Annotated in this window: 17 protein-coding genes and 1 other annotated feature; all 17 genes read right to left on the bottom strand. The window is 45.0% G+C overall.

All coding sequences use genetic code 11. The features are described 5' to 3' along the window. Positions 1 to 106: 106 nt before the first annotated feature. Positions 107 to 568 carry a chemotaxis protein CheX gene (locus tag VN379_RS23350; protein ID WP_325538350.1) on the bottom strand — a complete coding sequence of 154 codons (462 nt, stop codon included), beginning with the start codon at positions 566 to 568 and terminating at the stop codon, positions 107 to 109. A 79-nt stretch (positions 569 to 647) separates the two neighbouring features. Further along, the gene (locus VN379_RS23355; RefSeq protein ID WP_325538352.1) at positions 648 to 1448 is read right to left on the bottom strand and encodes an undecaprenyl-diphosphate phosphatase; all 801 of its coding nucleotides are present in this window, start codon (positions 1446 to 1448) and stop codon (positions 648 to 650) included. 4 nt (positions 1449 to 1452) lie between these two features. Then, entirely contained in the window at positions 1453 to 1977 is a 525-nt protein-coding gene (locus tag VN379_RS23360) for an NUDIX hydrolase (protein ID WP_325538354.1), read from the bottom strand. 106 nt (positions 1978 to 2083) lie between these two features. After that, a complete protein-coding gene (locus VN379_RS23365; RefSeq protein ID WP_325538356.1) occupies positions 2084 to 2788 on the bottom strand; it encodes a DUF421 domain-containing protein in 705 nt (234 codons plus the stop codon). Between the two features lie 73 nt (positions 2789 to 2861). Continuing rightward, the gene (locus tag VN379_RS23370) at positions 2862 to 3953 is read right to left on the bottom strand and encodes an ATP-dependent 6-phosphofructokinase (RefSeq protein ID WP_325538358.1); all 1092 of its coding nucleotides are present in this window, start codon (positions 3951 to 3953) and stop codon (positions 2862 to 2864) included. 150 nt (positions 3954 to 4103) lie between these two features. Beyond that, positions 4104 to 4859, bottom strand: coding sequence for an RNA polymerase sporulation sigma factor SigH (sigH, locus tag VN379_RS23375; protein WP_325538360.1), 756 nt, complete (start codon positions 4857 to 4859; stop codon positions 4104 to 4106). Positions 4860 to 5032: 173 nt separating this feature from the next. Beyond that, on the bottom strand, positions 5033 to 5551 hold the full coding sequence (locus VN379_RS23380; RefSeq protein ID WP_325538362.1) for an NYN domain-containing protein: 519 nt from the start codon (positions 5549 to 5551) through the stop codon (positions 5033 to 5035). Positions 5552 to 5570: 19 nt separating this feature from the next. Continuing rightward, positions 5571 to 6968 (bottom strand): VanW family protein, encoded by a 1398-nt coding sequence (locus VN379_RS23385; RefSeq protein WP_325538364.1) that lies wholly within the window; start codon positions 6966 to 6968, stop codon positions 5571 to 5573. Then, positions 6965 to 7717: a 23S rRNA (guanosine(2251)-2'-O)-methyltransferase RlmB gene (gene rlmB / locus VN379_RS23390; protein WP_325538366.1), complete on the bottom strand. Its 753-nt coding sequence runs from the start codon at positions 7715 to 7717 to the stop codon at positions 6965 to 6967. Before rlmB ends, VN379_RS23385 begins: the two co-directional genes overlap by 4 nt. A gap of 166 nt (positions 7718 to 7883) precedes the next feature. Continuing rightward, positions 7884 to 8939: an HD-GYP domain-containing protein gene (locus tag VN379_RS23395; RefSeq protein ID WP_325538368.1), complete on the bottom strand. Its 1056-nt coding sequence runs from the start codon at positions 8937 to 8939 to the stop codon at positions 7884 to 7886. Between the two features lie 65 nt (positions 8940 to 9004). Beyond that, a complete protein-coding gene (gene thyX / locus VN379_RS23400) occupies positions 9005 to 9685 on the bottom strand; it encodes an FAD-dependent thymidylate synthase (protein WP_325538370.1) in 681 nt (226 codons plus the stop codon). 21 nt (positions 9686 to 9706) lie between these two features. Continuing rightward, positions 9707 to 10192 (bottom strand): Mini-ribonuclease 3, encoded by a 486-nt coding sequence (locus VN379_RS23405; RefSeq protein WP_325538372.1) that lies wholly within the window; start codon positions 10190 to 10192, stop codon positions 9707 to 9709. Next, positions 10189 to 11631 carry a cysteine--tRNA ligase gene (cysS, locus tag VN379_RS23410; RefSeq protein WP_325538374.1) on the bottom strand — a complete coding sequence of 481 codons (1443 nt, stop codon included), beginning with the start codon at positions 11629 to 11631 and terminating at the stop codon, positions 10189 to 10191. Before cysS ends, VN379_RS23405 begins: the two co-directional genes overlap by 4 nt. Then, a complete protein-coding gene (gene cysE / locus VN379_RS23415) occupies positions 11612 to 12295 on the bottom strand; it encodes a serine O-acetyltransferase (RefSeq protein ID WP_325538376.1) in 684 nt (227 codons plus the stop codon). The genes cysS and cysE overlap by 20 nt, the downstream gene beginning before the upstream one ends. A 54-nt stretch (positions 12296 to 12349) precedes the next feature. Continuing rightward, positions 12350 to 12564: a binding site (T-box leader), on the bottom strand. A 148-nt stretch (positions 12565 to 12712) separates the two neighbouring features. Continuing rightward, complete coding sequence (gene gltX, locus VN379_RS23420) at positions 12713 to 14173, bottom strand: glutamate--tRNA ligase (protein ID WP_325538378.1); 1461 nt, start codon at positions 14171 to 14173, stop codon at positions 12713 to 12715. 170 nt (positions 14174 to 14343) lie between these two features. Further along, positions 14344 to 14625, bottom strand: a complete 282-nt coding sequence (locus VN379_RS23425) for a hypothetical protein (protein WP_325538379.1) — start codon at positions 14623 to 14625, stop codon at positions 14344 to 14346. 76 nt (positions 14626 to 14701) lie between these two features. Beyond that, a partial coding sequence (gene ispD / locus VN379_RS23430) for a 2-C-methyl-D-erythritol 4-phosphate cytidylyltransferase (protein WP_325538381.1) occupies positions 14702 to 15927 on the bottom strand: 1226 nt, incomplete at its 5' end.

A 15927-nucleotide genomic window follows, 5' to 3' on the forward strand; every position in this document is an offset into this window, starting at 1 on the left:
CTGTGTCAATATTTTTTTACTGGTAATTTTACGATAAGAATCGAGCATATATCATTACCGGTAATAGGCTGTAAAAACACGGCTTTAGCGTGAGCCGTGTTTTTTTCTATGCCCCCAGTCCAACATTCACCTCGATAAGCTCAGAGTCGACCATTAAACTGAGCGCCAAATACTTATTATGGCTGACCCGCACTGTATATTCAGTCCCCACAACAATGCTGGGCGGCGAGATATCTACTGCCAATCCCTGCTTTTCGAAATTAGTAGCGGCATTAGCAGTAACCATATTTACCATTTCCGAGATTGCACTCTGCGCCATTTCATCCATCTCAGGCACCGGCATACCCATCATAATTGTTGAGGCAACCTTTTTAGCGGTATCTGCAGACATATTGTAGGCTACATTTCCCTTAATTCCTTTGGTGATTCCAATGAGCACAGTGACCCCTTGACTTGCTAATACTTGTTCCTTAACCGCTAGCCCACGCCGGTTAATTTCCTTAAAGCCTAATTGCGGTAAAATCGTGGTTATTGCTTCTAAGAATGGATTGATTAATTTTACGTCCAAAACAATACTCCCTCCAACATATCAATATCAGTTTAGCTATCACTTAATTAATAATAGGAACGAAAACATATATTTCGATTTAGCGTAAAAAGAAATAGTAATAGGATATCCCGGCTACACCAAACCGGTAATAGGCAAACGATGCCAGTGTAGAGTTATTAAGGAACCGCAAGAACCAAACAATCGATATATATGCGGTGATGAACGCAACAACAAATCCGATGGCAAACATGGCAAAATCATCAACGCTCAGCTTATTCCATATTTGCATTAAGTCATACACACACGCCACTAACATAAGCGGCACAGCAATAATAAAAGAAAACTCGGCTGCTGCTTTGCGACTCATCCCTAAGAATAGGCCCCCGGCAATTGTTGAGCCCGAGCGGGAAAAACCTGGCCAGAGAGATAAAATTTGAAACAAGCCCACGAAAAAGGCCTGTTTGATTGTCATCTTATCAACATCATTGGTTACTGGACGCTGTGAGATTTTTTCGGCTACAAGCATGAGAATAGCACCCACGATTAGCCCGATAATAACTGTGTAAGGGGAGAAAAGGTATGTTTTAATGAATTCATGCAGAAGATACCCGAGCCCCATTACCGGAATAATCCCGGCTAACACATGCATAGCTGTCAGACTGCCACCAAAGTTATTTAGGGTTCGGGGCCTAAGCATGGCCAAAAATTTATCCCTGTATAAAATAAACACTGATAAAATAGCGCCTAATTGGATAAACACCTCAAATACAGATGCTTTTTCCCCTTCAAACCCCAATAATGCACCTACTAAAATCATATGTCCGGTCGAAGAAATTGGCAAAAACTCAGTCAATCCTTCAACAATACCTATAATGACTGCAATTATATTGTCACTCACTGGGTCACTTCCCTCTTAATTGTTTGTTATTTTCCGCCTGCAGCATACTTATTACCTGGGTATCTGTAGGAAAAGCAAGCTCTGGCACCGAATCAAGCGGAAAGTAGGCTACCTGATCTAAATCATCGCCTGGGCAAAGGGTGCCGCCGGCTACTTGGGCCATAAACCAAACACCAACAGTGTGAACAGCTGGATTATGAAAGTTGGACAAGACCGTATACACCTGCCCCGGCTCAATAACTAACCCGGTTTCTTCCAGAAACTCACGTTTGACAGCATCGCGGATATCTTCATCATATTCCACATAGCCGCAGGGTATGCACCATAGCCCCGAATAACTGGCATTAGCAGCCCGCCTCCCCAGCAAAATAGTTCCGTCTTGCCTTACAATTGCAGCAACCCCCACAATCGGGTTTTCATAAACAGTATATGCACACTTGCTACATACTAAGCGTTCGCGTTCGCCAGCCTGGCGAAAATTTAATTGACCGCCACACTTAGGACAAAAATTATATCGCTGTTGTTTCATCGCTACCTCCTTCGGACACAGACATGTTCCTATTTTACCATATTTCGACTAAATATCCTGCAACATGTAGAAAATTTAATATTTTTCACAAGAAAAACCCGGGGCTTTAGTGTAAAAACACATTATGCTCCCGGGCATCATCATGAATCACATGCAGCCGTTTATTTTGATCCATAAATGCTATAAAGACATTGTGGATACTGTTTAGATGCTGACAACGAAATTCTTCAATCTGCTGCGATGAAAAACCCATATCAGCCAGCGCTTTCTCCTGCAGTTTTCCCTCTAGTATTACAGGCACAAGAATGCTGTTCGGGGTAACATTAAAATTAACCTGGCTTGGTGTTATTGGCAAATGTTCGGCTCGTTTGAGCACGCTTAGTTTACCATGTGGTTCCAAAATAGCAAACTCCACGATAGTAATGTCAAAGACATCTTTTTCACGCAACAGCTGCAACAGGGTTTCTACCGGCATATGTATTTTGCGCAGGCTTTCCTTAATTATTTGGCCGTTTTCGACCATCACCAGGGGCTTAAAGTTTATTTTGTGGTTAACCGGGCGAATTTTGATGCTTAACCAGCCGAAGAACAGTTGCATCCCACCCAGTGCCAACAAGGCAATTAGCGAGCTTGCAAGTTCAATCCGGTGATCAACAATAAGCGCACCTGCCACTGCACCGATAGTAATTGATGTCAAAAAATCAAATGAGCTAAGCTCACCCAACTGACGGCGGCCGATTGTCAGCATAATGACAAGCAATACACCCATACCCGCAACTACCCTAAACAGAGTAATGCCTAACGTTTCCATCGCAGCCCTCCACTGCGCGGATGCATAAAACCACGCACTATTTAGAGCTTAGTATAACCTAAGTACAGTTTTTCTAATCACCAAAACAAATACCGATTGCCCGCCCAGCGATTAAGAGTTCATTATCAATTGTGACATTATTTGCTTTGCCGGCAATATCAACAATTGGCACACGAATAATCTGATTTTTCTGCAGGGCCACCATGATCCCGAAGGCCCCCTCCAATATACATTGAGCCGCTGCCACACCGTAACGTGTTGAAAGCACCCGGTCAAAAGCTGTTGGTGTACCCCCTCGCTGAACATGTCCCAGTACAGTGCAGCGAGACTCCATTCCTGTAAGCGCCTCAATCTGTCTAGCCAGTTTTTCACCGATGCCGCCTAAGCGTACTTTCTCATGACTGCCTTCGACAATACGCGCTATTGATATTTCCCCGCCTTGAGCATAAGCACCTTCAGCAATAACAATCAAGCTGAACTGCCGTCCACGCAGCTGGCGTTCTTTGATCTTGGCAATAACCGATTCTGTATTAAAGGGGATTTCTGGAATGAGGATACAGTCAGCACCACCCGCCAGGCCTGCATGTAAAGCAATCCAGCCGGCATATCTGCCCATCACTTCAAGTACCATGACCCGGTGATGGGATTCAGCGGTAGTATGTAGCCTGTCAAGGGCATCAGTAGCCACGCCAACAGCAGTATCAAACCCGAAAGTCCGTTCAGTATCAGGTATGTCGTTGTCAATGGTTTTCGGAACAGCGACTACCGGTAAACCCATTTGATAGAATTCAGCAGCAATTTTAAGAGTGCCATCACCACCAATAACAACAAGAGCCTCAATCCCTGCCTGCCGCAGGTTATCCAGAGCGTGAGCCGACATATCTTTATAAACGATTTCCCCAGCCTCCGTTTGAGGGTAGCTAAATGGATTATCGCGGTTGGTGGTCCCTAGCATAGTCCCCCCACGGGGCAAAATACCCGCAACACTCTCGTCGGTCAATTGAATCATTTTATTTTCAACCATTCCGCCAAACCCATTTTTAATTCCCCAGACTGCCAATCCCCTCCCCAGCGCCGTTCTAACAACAGCCCGAATTACAGCATTAAGGCCGGGCGCATCGCCACCACCGGTCAGTATTGCAATGGTTTTCACCTTATTATCCATATATTAATCACCTCATCTAAGTTTCTATATGTTCCATGTTAGCAAATTAGCAGGGGGTTTATTACATCAACACCCTAAGACGCATGTACATACTTTAGCGAGTTATATATATTAGGAGAACATAAGAAAAAATGACACCGACTAATGGTGTCATTTTATGCTGCGTTGGTCATCATAGTTTTCGCTGTAGCTGGTCAAGTCCGACGAAGCATCTTTATTAAGACCGGTAAGACCTCTGTACATACCGCGAATATCGCTGTCTTCACCACGATTTTCCAGATAGCGCTCCAATTTACGTTTTACCCGCTGCAAAGCGTTGTCAATCGACTTGACATGGCGGTCAAGTTCAACAGCAATCTCCTGATAAGACTTGCCATCAAGGTAAGACATCAGTACCTTCCACTCAAGATCGCTTAAAATTTCACCCATTTTTTCTTCAATATCAACGAATTCCTCACGGCTGATTACCAGTTCTTCCGGATCAGTCACTTTAGAGCCGGATAGTACATCTAAGAGTGTCCGGTCAGAATCTTCATCATAAATAGGTTTATTTAAAGAAACGTATGAATTCAAAGGTATATGCTTTTGTCTGGTGGCGGTCTTAATGGCGGTAATAATTTGCCGGGTTACGCACAATTCTGCAAAAGCTCTAAACGATGAGAGCTTGTCATTGCGGAAATCTCGAATGGCTTTGTATAAGCCAATCATGCCTTCTTGAATGATGTCCTCACGCTCAGCGCCGATTAAAAAATACGATCTGGCTTTAGCCCGCACAAAATTACGATATTTATTAATCAAATACTCCAGAGCGACCGTGTTGTCATTATCTTTGGCGTCAAATACTATTTCTTCATCAGTTAAGTTGTCAAAACAACCATACAGATCGCGTTGAGTATTAACCCGCATCGCATCGCCCCCACTAGTTTTTATTTTGCTGTCGATAATGGCCAACCTGATTTTTTATCTATAAAAACCGGCCATTTGTTCATCGTGAAAAAAATAAAAGTGCACTAAAAGGATTAGTGCTTACCGTATTAGTTCACGTCTTGTCACAATAAATTATACCTTTAAGCACAAAGTTAGTCAAGCCCATCTCTGCGGATCGCATCCAGGCGCTTAAGGATATCTTTCCCCAGACGGTTGCCAAGCTCATGACGGTCTCGCGCTAATACCTTCCGGGAGATGTTTTCCTTAATTTCTTTTTTGGTACTGGCAACGTCATTTTTTAGCTCGCGGGCTGAAATACGGAACGCGCCAGCCCCTAAAATAAACATCTGTTCCGCCAGGTCAGAGGTTACAACATAGACACGTTCTCCCTGACGCACAAGATAGTATACCATTTTTTCGATACAACTGTCAGCAGTCTCACCTTCTTTGGTATAAATCACCTCCAACTCGCCGACCAAAGTTTGGCTGACACTTTTGCCGGCAGCCATATGCGCATCAAATACGATAATCGTCCTAAAACCTTTATATGCACCATATTCACTGAGTATGTCCACAAGTTTATCACGGGCATATTCTAAATTATCTTTAACTGCAATTAACTCAGGCCAGGCATTAATCACATTATAACCGTCGACGATTAACAAGTCCATCGAGAAAAAGTCTCCAATCTTATTGCATACTGGTGGCTTCAGGCGGGTTGCCGGCCGCCTCTTTCCGCTTTACTTCAGATTGCACTGGTTTGGGGGCCGGTCCTGTTTTTATCAAGGTATTATCAGGCGCATACTTGTCACGCGATAATATTTCGCGTTTTAGTTCTGTACCATTATTATCACGTATGATTCGAATAACAGTGACTGAGTATCCAGGCTTGCCAGGTTTTTCAACCTTGTTTTCTCCAGGCGGCAAAGAAGGGTCGGCCTTTTTGACTATCGCCGGCTGAATCACTTGTTGGTCTACTGTCACAATATCAATATTTTTATCTAGAACCCGTTGGCCGAATATCCCGACATTTAATTTGTTGCCTACCGCCTCAGCCATAATCATAACCGGCGCCAGGCTGTTGTTGACAAATTTAAAATCAAGTGCATTATAAGCAACAGTAGCATCCCGCCCCAGCGGCACATAAGCAAGTGGCTTAGAATGGTTGGTTCGTTCAACAATATCAAGCCCCGCAAGCAGTACCGCATTATATAGTGTAGATGAAACCTGACACACACCGCCGCCTATTCCGGGCACAAATTCACCATTAATGATCTCCATGGCCTCTTTAAAACCTTGTGATTTTTCCCTTGGACCAACAGTATCGTTATATGAAAATACCTGGCCAGGGTAAAGTAATTTGCCATTAATTTTTTGTGCAGATAGTTTTACATTGACAGTCCGGTTAGTATCTTCGGTGTTAAATATGGTTGTATACATGGCAACCATTTCCTTTATGCCATTCTTAGCTAGCTCACCTGCCGTAATTTCAGGATAAACCGGTTTGACCGGAAGGTTGATCGTATTGGCGTCAGAACGATTAATTGCAGCCACCATTAATTCTTTAAGTGCTGCAACATCAATCTCCTGTCCCTCCACTTCAGCCACAATACCGCCTGTCCGCAGGCTTAATGTTGCATTTCGGGGCGGTTTGTTTACGCTCTCCTGTAACTGCTCAAGGATGGTATCTAATTTATTCTCATTATACCTGATTTTAAGGGGGATAGACCAGCCTTCAGCCTGAACATTTCTAATATTTCTTAGCCGCAACCACCAGGAGCCTTCACGCCCCACAAGCCACGCAGCATCAGCCGTGGCTTCTGCATCAATACTATAATCAATATGTTCAGGTTCAATGCGAAATGTTGTCGTGCCATGGGACAGCAAGATCGGCTTGCTTGTTTGCTCTTTTTGCCATACATATAGCATCTGGGCCACTTCATCCCTGGTTTTTCCGGTAACCTCAATGTTGGCAACCGCCACGCCGTTGTACACTGTTTGGGCAAACAGCGGCCGGGTCAGCCAAAATACGGCTACCCCTGTTAGGACTACGGCCACTGCCAGAATCATTCCCACCCAGTGTTTCATTTTGCCTTCAACTCCCTTTGCCTAAGAACTTCGTAAAGCAAAAGCGAACATGCTACCGATGCGTTGAGAGAAGTCATCTTCCCCCGCATGGGTATACGAACAACAAAATCACAAGCCTCTTTAGTTAGCCGGCCCATTCCCTCGCCCTCACTGCCGACAACAATGACAACAGGTCCGGTAAGGTCGGCTTCATAATAGTCTTTTGTTCCGTCCATATCAGCGCCTACCACCCAAAGCCCCTGCTTCTTCAGGGCTTTAAGCGTTTGAGATACATTGCCAATTCGCGCTACCGGTACGTGTTCAACCGCGCCGGCCGAGGTTTTAGCCACTGTCTGCGTAAGGGGACAACTACGCCGTTTGGGTATAAGTACACCATGAACACCGGTTGCATCTGCGGTGCGTAAAATAGCACCAACATTATGCGGGTCAGCCAGTTCATCCAAGAGAACTAAAAACGGTGGTTCATTTTTCCCATAGGCTGCCGTTAAAATCTCATCAATCTCAACATAGGCCACCGGTGCTGCCAGAGCAACGACACCTTGATGCCGCACCCCAGCCGATAGTTGGTCCAGTTTGGCAATCTCAACTTCTTGTATTACCAACCCCAGCTCCCGCGCCTGAGCAATGATATCGCGGATCGAACCTTGCCGTTCCCCTTTGGCAACAAGAACCTTATTCAGTGATCGCCCCGCTTTCAACGCTTCCAGAACGCTATTACGGCCGGCTATTATTTCTGCATCATCAGACATGATTATCGCTCCTTAAATAATATAAGTTGTGTGTTTCTTATTATTATGAAAAAACGGCAGAATATAATCCTGCCGTTTGTCCTTTATTGACTCACTTCGCCAAAAGTTGGCTTAAATTACAACCGATTGCGTTATCGTCGCCGGTAATGACATTATTAGATAATCTTTAAGAGACTTCAGCAATATACAGTGTGGGGTTCACAGCCATATCAATTGTAACAGTTTGGCTAACCCGCTCACCCGCCGCGTTTGTGGTAAGATTAACAATTGGTTTAGTCTTCAGCTCATCAGCATAGTCGTGGACAATACCCCTTGATTTATTATTCAGCCGGACAACAGACCCCAGTGGGTAACTAGCTACATTCCTCATTAAAATTTGAATATATTCCGGGTTAAAATAGGCACCACCAGCTTTTTGAATAATCGCTAACGTATCATAGACTGACAAGGCTTTCCGGTATGGGGTTGTTGCAGTCATTGAAGAATATACGTCAGCAATCGCTACAATCTGAGCAAAGTCATGGATAGAGCTCTCGCTAACACCACGCGGATAGCCGCTGCCATCAAAGCGCTCATGATGCTGCAGCGCGCAATTAGCCGCCGATAAACTAATGTCTGCGTTACGTTGAAGAATTTCATAGCCCTTCTCAGTATGTTTTTTTACCACAGCCATCTCTTCCGCGCTTAATGCGTCAGGCTTATTGAGTATATCACGGGAAATCGTAATCATACCTACATCGCGCAGAAGCGCCCCCAAGCCCAGGTCCCGCAACCGCTGCCCTTCAAGGCCGCAGCTAATCCCCATTACTGTGGCAAAAAAATAACCACTAACAGCATGTTTAAACAGATAATCATTACACTGCTGCATCGCTGTAAATAACGGCTGGATTTCTTTGTGCATACAACACTCGTCCAAAAGCATTAATATCCTATTTTTCACAGCCTCTGTTTGAACATATTTGCCAACACGCACTTCTCCCAGCGCCTGATGTGCGCTCTGCACAATCTCGCTCCTGGCGGTTTGCGCGGCCTCATCATTAGGGTCGATGAGTTGGGCATCCCCTTGAATGTAGATATACGTAATATCAAGTTCTAACAGTTTGGAAATATGGAACCCCGTCAACTCAATCCCACTGTTTAATATTACCTGACCATTTAGCCCATACACCGGCTGAGCCAACTGCATACCTGCCTGAATATCCTCCAGAAGCACACGCCGCATTGTAGATTACCTCCAGCAAAAGTTTGTATATAATGGTTAAGTGTGTATACCTCTTGGTAAGAGTTCTACTTTTGCTTTTTTATTCCTGCCAATCGACCACAAGATAATGTCCCCTCTTTACAATAGCCACCAGTTACACAAGTAGGTCCGGCTTGGGTAAATAGGCGGGGCGCAACCGCTTTAACCTCAGCCAGCATAGCATTGGCAAGATTACGTATTTCCCACTGCGCCCGTTGACAGCAGCGTTTTTCAAAAAAGTGCAGCAGCGAACGGGCATTCATAGTTACAACAATTTTGGTTTCAGTGGCATTAGCCAGTACATAGCGCGCATCCTCTTGATGTACACCAAGAGTCACCAATTCATCATATGTCTGCTGAACCTGGCTCATAAGCGCGGTATATTTAGCTTTAGCTTCAGGGTTAGCGGCAACTGAGGGTGGTAAAATGTATTCAAAGCCATGTTCACGTACATATCGCTGTGACTGTTGTGAGTATGATGCAATACGGTGGCGGACAAGCTGGTGCGTTAGCACCCGGGAGATACCCTCAATAGCAAAGGTAAAGTTCACGTGTTCAAATGTTGACAAGTGCCCCATGTTAAAAAGTTTGTCAATTAACGTTCCAACCTGCGCATCCGGCATCGTTTGCACCAATTCTTCAGCCCCGCTGGCCGAATAACAGAGCCGTGCCGCCATAGCAACAGTACGTTCTGGATCTGGGGTATACTGAATCAATTTTAATTTCATGGGGACAACGCTCCCTTTTGGTTACTTTTTAGCAATGGCTGTCATTTCCCGGGAAATAATAGCGAAAGCTTTGTCAACAATTTCTGACAGTCTGTCGTAGTTTTTCTGCACATATAAAAAACCCATTAATGCTTCAAAGCCTGTAGCATAACGGTATTCAGCAATGGAGGCACTCTTAGGTACTGTCGATTTAGCATTACGTCCCCGTCTCACAATATCGGCTTCCTCGGGCGTGAGCTGGTCTTCGAGTATTTTAACCGCTTTGGACTGCATGACGGCCGATACAATTTTAGCATCAAAAGTATGTAATACCCTTACCTTATTTTGTTCATATCCGAGCAGCCGTGTTCGCACATATAGCGTAAAATAGGCATCACCAATATACGCCAGCACTAACGGCGACAGCCGCTCGGCCTCAATATCATCATATTTAGCCGGAGATACCTCTCCGGCTTCGTTAAGTGTAAAAAAATTATCAACTAATTTCTGAAAATGATCAAATCTCACCGTTTTTTCCACCTGACGCCTTGCGGCGAGTCTTCAAGAACAATGCCTGCCGCTGCTAGTTTGTCACGAATTTGGTCAGCTGTTGCCCAGTCTTTTTTCTGACGTGCGTCCTGGCGAATATCAATGATAAGGTTCATAAGTTCATTAACCAGTTCAGCATTGCCATCTTGAGCCGTACCACTACCCTCAATCCGTATCCCTATAATGTCAGCCATCTGGCTATAGACCTTGGCAACTTGTGCCAAAACCTCACTATCCAGGCCGATCTTTCCGCCTGTAACCTTGCTATGATAGATATTGATCTCTTTGGCTAACCCAAACATTGTGCTAATCGCCAGCGCGGTGTTGAAATCATCGTCCATTGCGGCCACAAATTCAGCCAGCGATGCAGTAGCGGCTTGAGCGAGGGCCTGAGAATCGCCACTGGAGGTCCCGGCAGGAAAGGTTGCCAGGTATGTTAGGTTTTCGCGGGCTGTCCGCAAGCGTTCCAGGCTTCGTCCGGCTTCTTCCAACCGTTCATCACTAAAATCAAGTGGACTCCGGTAGTGGGTTGACAAAATAAAGAAGCGTAACACTTCCGGCCGGAAATGTTCAAGGATATCAATGACCAGAAAAAAATTACCCAGCGATTTACTCATCTTCTCTTCATTTACGGTAATAAAACCATTGTGCAGCCAAAAGTGAACAAACGGTTCAATACCAGTAAAGGCTTCGGATTGGGCAATCTCGTTTTCATGATGCGGAAATACCAAATCACTGCCGCCACCGTGGAAGTCAAAGCTTGCGCCGAGATACTTATACGACATAACAGAGCACTCAATGTGCCAACCAGGCCTGCCCGGACCCCAGGGGCTTTCCCAGGCAGGTTCGCCTGGCTTGGCACTTTTCCACAGAGCGAAGTCCATCGGATGTTTCTTCCGTTCATCAACGTCAACACGGGCACCAGCCTTCATATCTTCTAGATTTCGCCCGCTTAGCTTGCCATATTGAGGGAATTGTTCGACACTGTAGTATACATCACCCTCAACAGCATAAGCAAATCCTTTATCAACAAGCGTTTTAATCATAGTGAGAATCTCTGGAATATGGTCAGACACCCTGGGGTAGACCTGCGCCCGCCGGATATTAAGTGTATCCATAACCTCAAAGTAGGAGGCAATATATCTGTTAGCAATAGCATCCCAGGTTACTTGCTCATTTTTAGCTGCATTAATAATCTTGTCGTCAACATCAGTAAAGTTTTGGACATGGTACACATCATAGCCTGAGTATTCGAGATAACGGCGGATTACATCCCAGGTTATAAATGGCCGGGCATTGCCGATGTGCGGATGGTTATAAGGAGTAACACCGCAAACATACATTTTTACTTTACCTGGCGTTATTGGAACAAATTCTTCTTTTTGCTTAGTCAGGGTATTATATACTTTCAGACTCACGCTGCTTCAGCTCCTTTTCCAACTGTTCAATTCGCACTTCCAGACGTTTCATATTTCGTTGCATACAGTGCAGCATTTCTGCCACAGGATCTGGTAAATCATCGTGTTCCAGATCAATACCGTCTATACCAGTGCGGTTTATCTTTTTCCCTTCATGCCAGACAATTTTCCCAGGTATACCAACAACGGTTGAGTTAGGGGGAACCTCCCGCAATACTACCGAACCGGCACCAATTTTAGAATTGTCGCCAACAGTAAATGACCCTAGTACTTTAGCGCCGCTGGCTACAACAACATTATTGCCGATAGTAGGGTGACGCTTACCCTTTTCCTTGCCAGTACCGCCTAAGGTGACCCCCTGATATAGGGTAACATTATTGCCAATAATACAGGTTTCACCAATAACTACCCCAGTAGCATGGTCGATAAACAGCCCTTCGCCGATAGTTGCGCCTGGATGAACATCCACGCCAGTTAATAAACGATTGAAATAGCAGATCATGCGCGGAAACAGCACCCAGCCACGTTTAAATAAATAGTTGGAAATGCGATATAGCCAGATGGCATGTAGACCAGGATAGCACAATAGGACCTCGACTACGCTTTTCGCGGCAGGATCTCGGTCAAATACTACCTTAACATCTTGTTTTATCCGTTTAAACATAGTATTCCCTCCTTACAATAATTTAGAACGGGCATAAGAAAGCCACCATCTCACTACAGAGACGGTGGCCCGCGGTTCCACTCTGCTTGGGGATAATATCCCCCTGCTTTATGCTGATAACGGCAGCAACCGTGATGGCTTACTTAACTTTCACCCATCCTACTTACCAGGTGCACTTCTACGAAACCTTACCCAGTGCCGCTTACAGCCGGTGGCAGCACCTCTCTGAGGGGGATAAACGTATACTTCTCCTGGATCATTGCATTTATAGTGCTGATACCAGCACCTATTTATTTAAGGTAGTTTCGGTGTTTGTCATTCGCTTTATTTCCGAGTACGTAAATCGGTTTTATGAATAAATTATACTAACGGCTGCTTGGCTATGTCAAGCAGCAATATCACTATCTATACTGCAAATTATACTTTAGCTAACAGCGAAGCTATTCTTGCCAGGGTACGTTCTTTCCCAATAAGAGGAATCAGGTTAATAAGCTCAGGTCCGTGCATTTTACCTGTTATAGCAATACGAACCGGCATATATACCTTTTTCCCACCCAACTTCAACTCTTTAGTGATACCTTTAAGAATGGCCTGTACTGCCGCAGGTTCAACAGGATCTAAAGCCGCCAGTCTTGCTTTGAAAACCTCTATCACCTGCGGCACATCAGTATCTTTCATAATCTCATGTGCCTCTTCGCTCTCAAAGTCAAAATCATCATTAATAAATACGTCAATGTGGTCAGTAATTTGAGCGGCATAACTAATATAACCCTGAAGTTCAGCAACTACTTTAATCAACCATTCTTTTTTTTCAGGGGTTAGCTGTTCTTTAATGTACCCGGACTCCTGAAGATGCGGTAAAGCCAATTCGGTAATAAGTGCTGGATCGGCTTGTTTTATATAATGCGCGTTAATATAGTTTAGTTTATCAACATCAAATACCGCAGGATTTTTAGCCACCCGTTCCATCGAAAATTGCTCAATAAGCTCAGCTGCGCTAAATATTTCCTGTTCACCAGGAGGCGCCCAGCCTAAAAGAGCTAAGAAATTTACTATCCCCTCAGGCAAATAACCCAATTTCTTATACTGCTCAACCGAGGTCGCGCCATGACGCTTGCTCATCTTAGTACGATCTTTTCCCAAAATCAGTGAAATATGGCCAAACTGTGGTAACGGCAGCCCCAATGCCTGATAAATTAAAATTTGGCGCGGGGTGTTAGACAGATGCTCTTCAGCCCGAATGACATGTGTTATTTTCATAAGCGCATCATCAAGCACCACCGCATAGTTATATACAGGAATGCCATCTGATTTGACAACAACAAAGTCACCCACGCCATTAGAATCAAAACTTACCGTATCCCGAACCAGGTCTTTAAAAACAATTTGCTGATTCTCCGGCACACGGAAACGAACAGTAGGCTTACGCCCATCTGCGCTAAAGCGGTCACAGTCGGCTTGGCTCAAGTTACGACAGCGCCCGGTATACCGCGGTGTCTCACCTTGATTCATCTGCTCCTGACGGTCAGCATCAAGTTCTGCTTCACTACAATAACAGTAATACGCATGTCCGCTTGTTAACAGCTTGTCCGTATACTGCCGATACAGGTCAAGGCGTTCAGTCTGACGATACGGACCATATTCACCACCCACATCGATTCCTTCATCCCACTCAAGACCCAGCCAACGCAATGAAGCCTTAATATTTTCCTCAGATTCCCGGGTTGACCGCTCCAGATCTGTATCTTCAATCCGCAGAATCAGCTTGCCGCCTTCTTTACGCGCTAATAGCCAGTTGAACAAAGCCGACCGTGCTCCACCGATGTGAAACGGTCCTGTCGGGCTTGGCGCAAAGCGCACTCTAAGTTCTTGTTCCATTTATAGATACCCCTTCCATAAACTTTTTGAAGTAGTAAAAATTTGTGTTAATCATTGTATATTCTAGCAGATTATGCGCCAGCTTGCAAAATAATCAAACAAAAAACCGCCGTTTTGGCAGCGGGGTTACCAACAAATAAAAAAAAACCGCCAACTTGGCGGTTCACACCTTATTCCACCTTAACGACAAACATACCATTTACAATATCCGGGATGACAAGTGTCGTGTTTGCTCCATTAAAGCCACCTGACACCGGCTTAGCGCCATCTGATAACAGAGCCAGTCGCCATACCAGCCTATCGTTAAGCCATAACTCGCCGCAAGTGGCTCCGTCCTGGCGCGCAATATTGATGTTAAAACTAAATTCAGCCGCCAGTGCGGAGGAGGGGTACAGGTTAATGATCATCGACAGCAGTAGGGTAACTATTAATTTGCGAATTACTTTCTGCATAATCAGCCCTCCAAATATGTCAATATCAGCTATTCATAATATGTGTACTTCACTGACTTTTATACAGATTTGTGCATTAAACTTGAGTACCTATGATTGTTGCTGTGGCGTAAGCAGCAATACCTTGCCCCTGACCAGTGAAACCTAGCCCTTCTGTTGTTGTCGCTTTCACATTAACTTGGCTAACGTCAATACCCAAAGTTTCCGCAATATTGCTGTTCATTTTGTCTATATACGGAGCTAGCTTAGGTTTTTGAGCTACAATGGTAGCATCAATATTATTAACAGTATAACCATGCTTACACAAAATTGTACGCACTTTATCCAATAGGACCAGGCTTGATATGCCTTTATAGTGCCCATCGGTATCAGGGAAATGGCGACCAATATCGCCTAACGCAGCGGCACCCAAAAGCGCGTCCTTAACGGCATGTAACAGCACGTCAGCATCAGAGTGACCGTCAAGTCCCTGCGTATACGGGATATCTACGCCTCCGAGAATTAGTTTACGTTCTGGAACCAAGCGGTGAACATCATAGCCAATACCGGAGCGAATCATACTCATAGCCTCCTGTCGGTTTGCAAGTAAGGTTTCAGCAATAGTCAAATCTTCTCTGGTAGTAATCTTTATATTCCGATAATCACCTTGTACAATTTTCACTCTGATGCCCAGGCGCTCAACCAAGGCCGCGTCATCTGTACCGAGATAGCCATCCTGCGCCGCACGGATATAAGCTGTTTTAATCAGTTTTGCGTCAAAGGCCTGCGGTGTCTGAACCGCCCACAGCGTACGTCGATCAGGGGTGCCTGTAACCCAACCAGAGGTGTCGGCTGACTTAATGGTATCTTTGACCGGTACGGCTACAATGGCGGCCTGGTACTGACGAGCAGCGGCAACAGCCGTATTGAACAGGTGCGGCTCAGCCAATGGCCGCGCTCCGTCATGTACTACCACAATATCAGTATGATCCGGAACAGCCGCTAATGCATTGGCAATCGAATACTGGCGCTCACTGCCGCCAGCAACAACTTGCCAGGGCACCGGCAAATTGTAGCCTGACAGCAGGCTACTTACAGTTTCGGTTTCTGCGACCGCTGCAGTTATAATTAAGCTGTTGACATCTTGTACTGCGCAAGCCGCTAGTACCGTATGTACCAGCACTGTTTTATCTAAAAGCGGGATAAATACTTTATTGATCCCGCTTCCCATTCTTTTTCCTTGTCCAGCAGCTGCAATAATAATACAAACCATAAATTCTCCCCTTCGCAAGAAAACCTGACTTCTGTCAAATCCTATACTCC

Source organism: Sporomusa sp. (assembly GCF_035561255.1).
Classification (GTDB): Bacteria; Bacillota; Negativicutes; order Sporomusales; family Sporomusaceae; genus Sporomusa.

What these genes read in the sequence shown, in the direction of transcription:
- gltX (WP_325538378.1), bottom strand. Translation starts at nt 14,173, where the DNA reads ATGGAACAAGAACTTAGAGTGCGCTTTGCGCCAAGCCCGACAGGACCG.
- cysE (WP_325538376.1), bottom strand. Translation starts at nt 12,295, where the DNA reads ATGTTTAAACGGATAAAACAAGATGTTAAGGTAGTATTTGACCGAGAT.
- VN379_RS23385 (WP_325538364.1), bottom strand. Translation starts at nt 6,968, where the DNA reads ATGAAACACTGGGTGGGAATGATTCTGGCAGTGGCCGTAGTCCTAACA.
- VN379_RS23365 (WP_325538356.1), bottom strand. Translation starts at nt 2,788, where the DNA reads ATGGAAACGTTAGGCATTACTCTGTTTAGGGTAGTTGCGGGTATGGGT.
- VN379_RS23370 (WP_325538358.1), bottom strand. Translation starts at nt 3,953, where the DNA reads ATGGATAATAAGGTGAAAACCATTGCAATACTGACCGGTGGTGGCGAT.
- VN379_RS23380 (WP_325538362.1), bottom strand. Translation starts at nt 5,551, where the DNA reads ATGGACTTGTTAATCGTCGACGGTTATAATGTGATTAATGCCTGGCCT.
- sigH (WP_325538360.1), bottom strand. Translation starts at nt 4,859, where the DNA reads ATGCGGGTTAATACTCAACGCGATCTGTATGGTTGTTTTGACAACTTA.
- VN379_RS23395 (WP_325538368.1), bottom strand. Translation starts at nt 8,939, where the DNA reads ATGCGGCGTGTGCTTCTGGAGGATATTCAGGCAGGTATGCAGTTGGCT.
- thyX (WP_325538370.1), bottom strand. Translation starts at nt 9,685, where the DNA reads ATGAAATTAAAATTGATTCAGTATACCCCAGATCCAGAACGTACTGTT.
- VN379_RS23425 (WP_325538379.1), bottom strand. Translation starts at nt 14,625, where the DNA reads ATGCAGAAAGTAATTCGCAAATTAATAGTTACCCTACTGCTGTCGATG.
- VN379_RS23360 (WP_325538354.1), bottom strand. Translation starts at nt 1,977, where the DNA reads ATGAAACAACAGCGATATAATTTTTGTCCTAAGTGTGGCGGTCAATTA.
- rlmB (WP_325538366.1), bottom strand. Translation starts at nt 7,717, where the DNA reads ATGTCTGATGATGCAGAAATAATAGCCGGCCGTAATAGCGTTCTGGAA.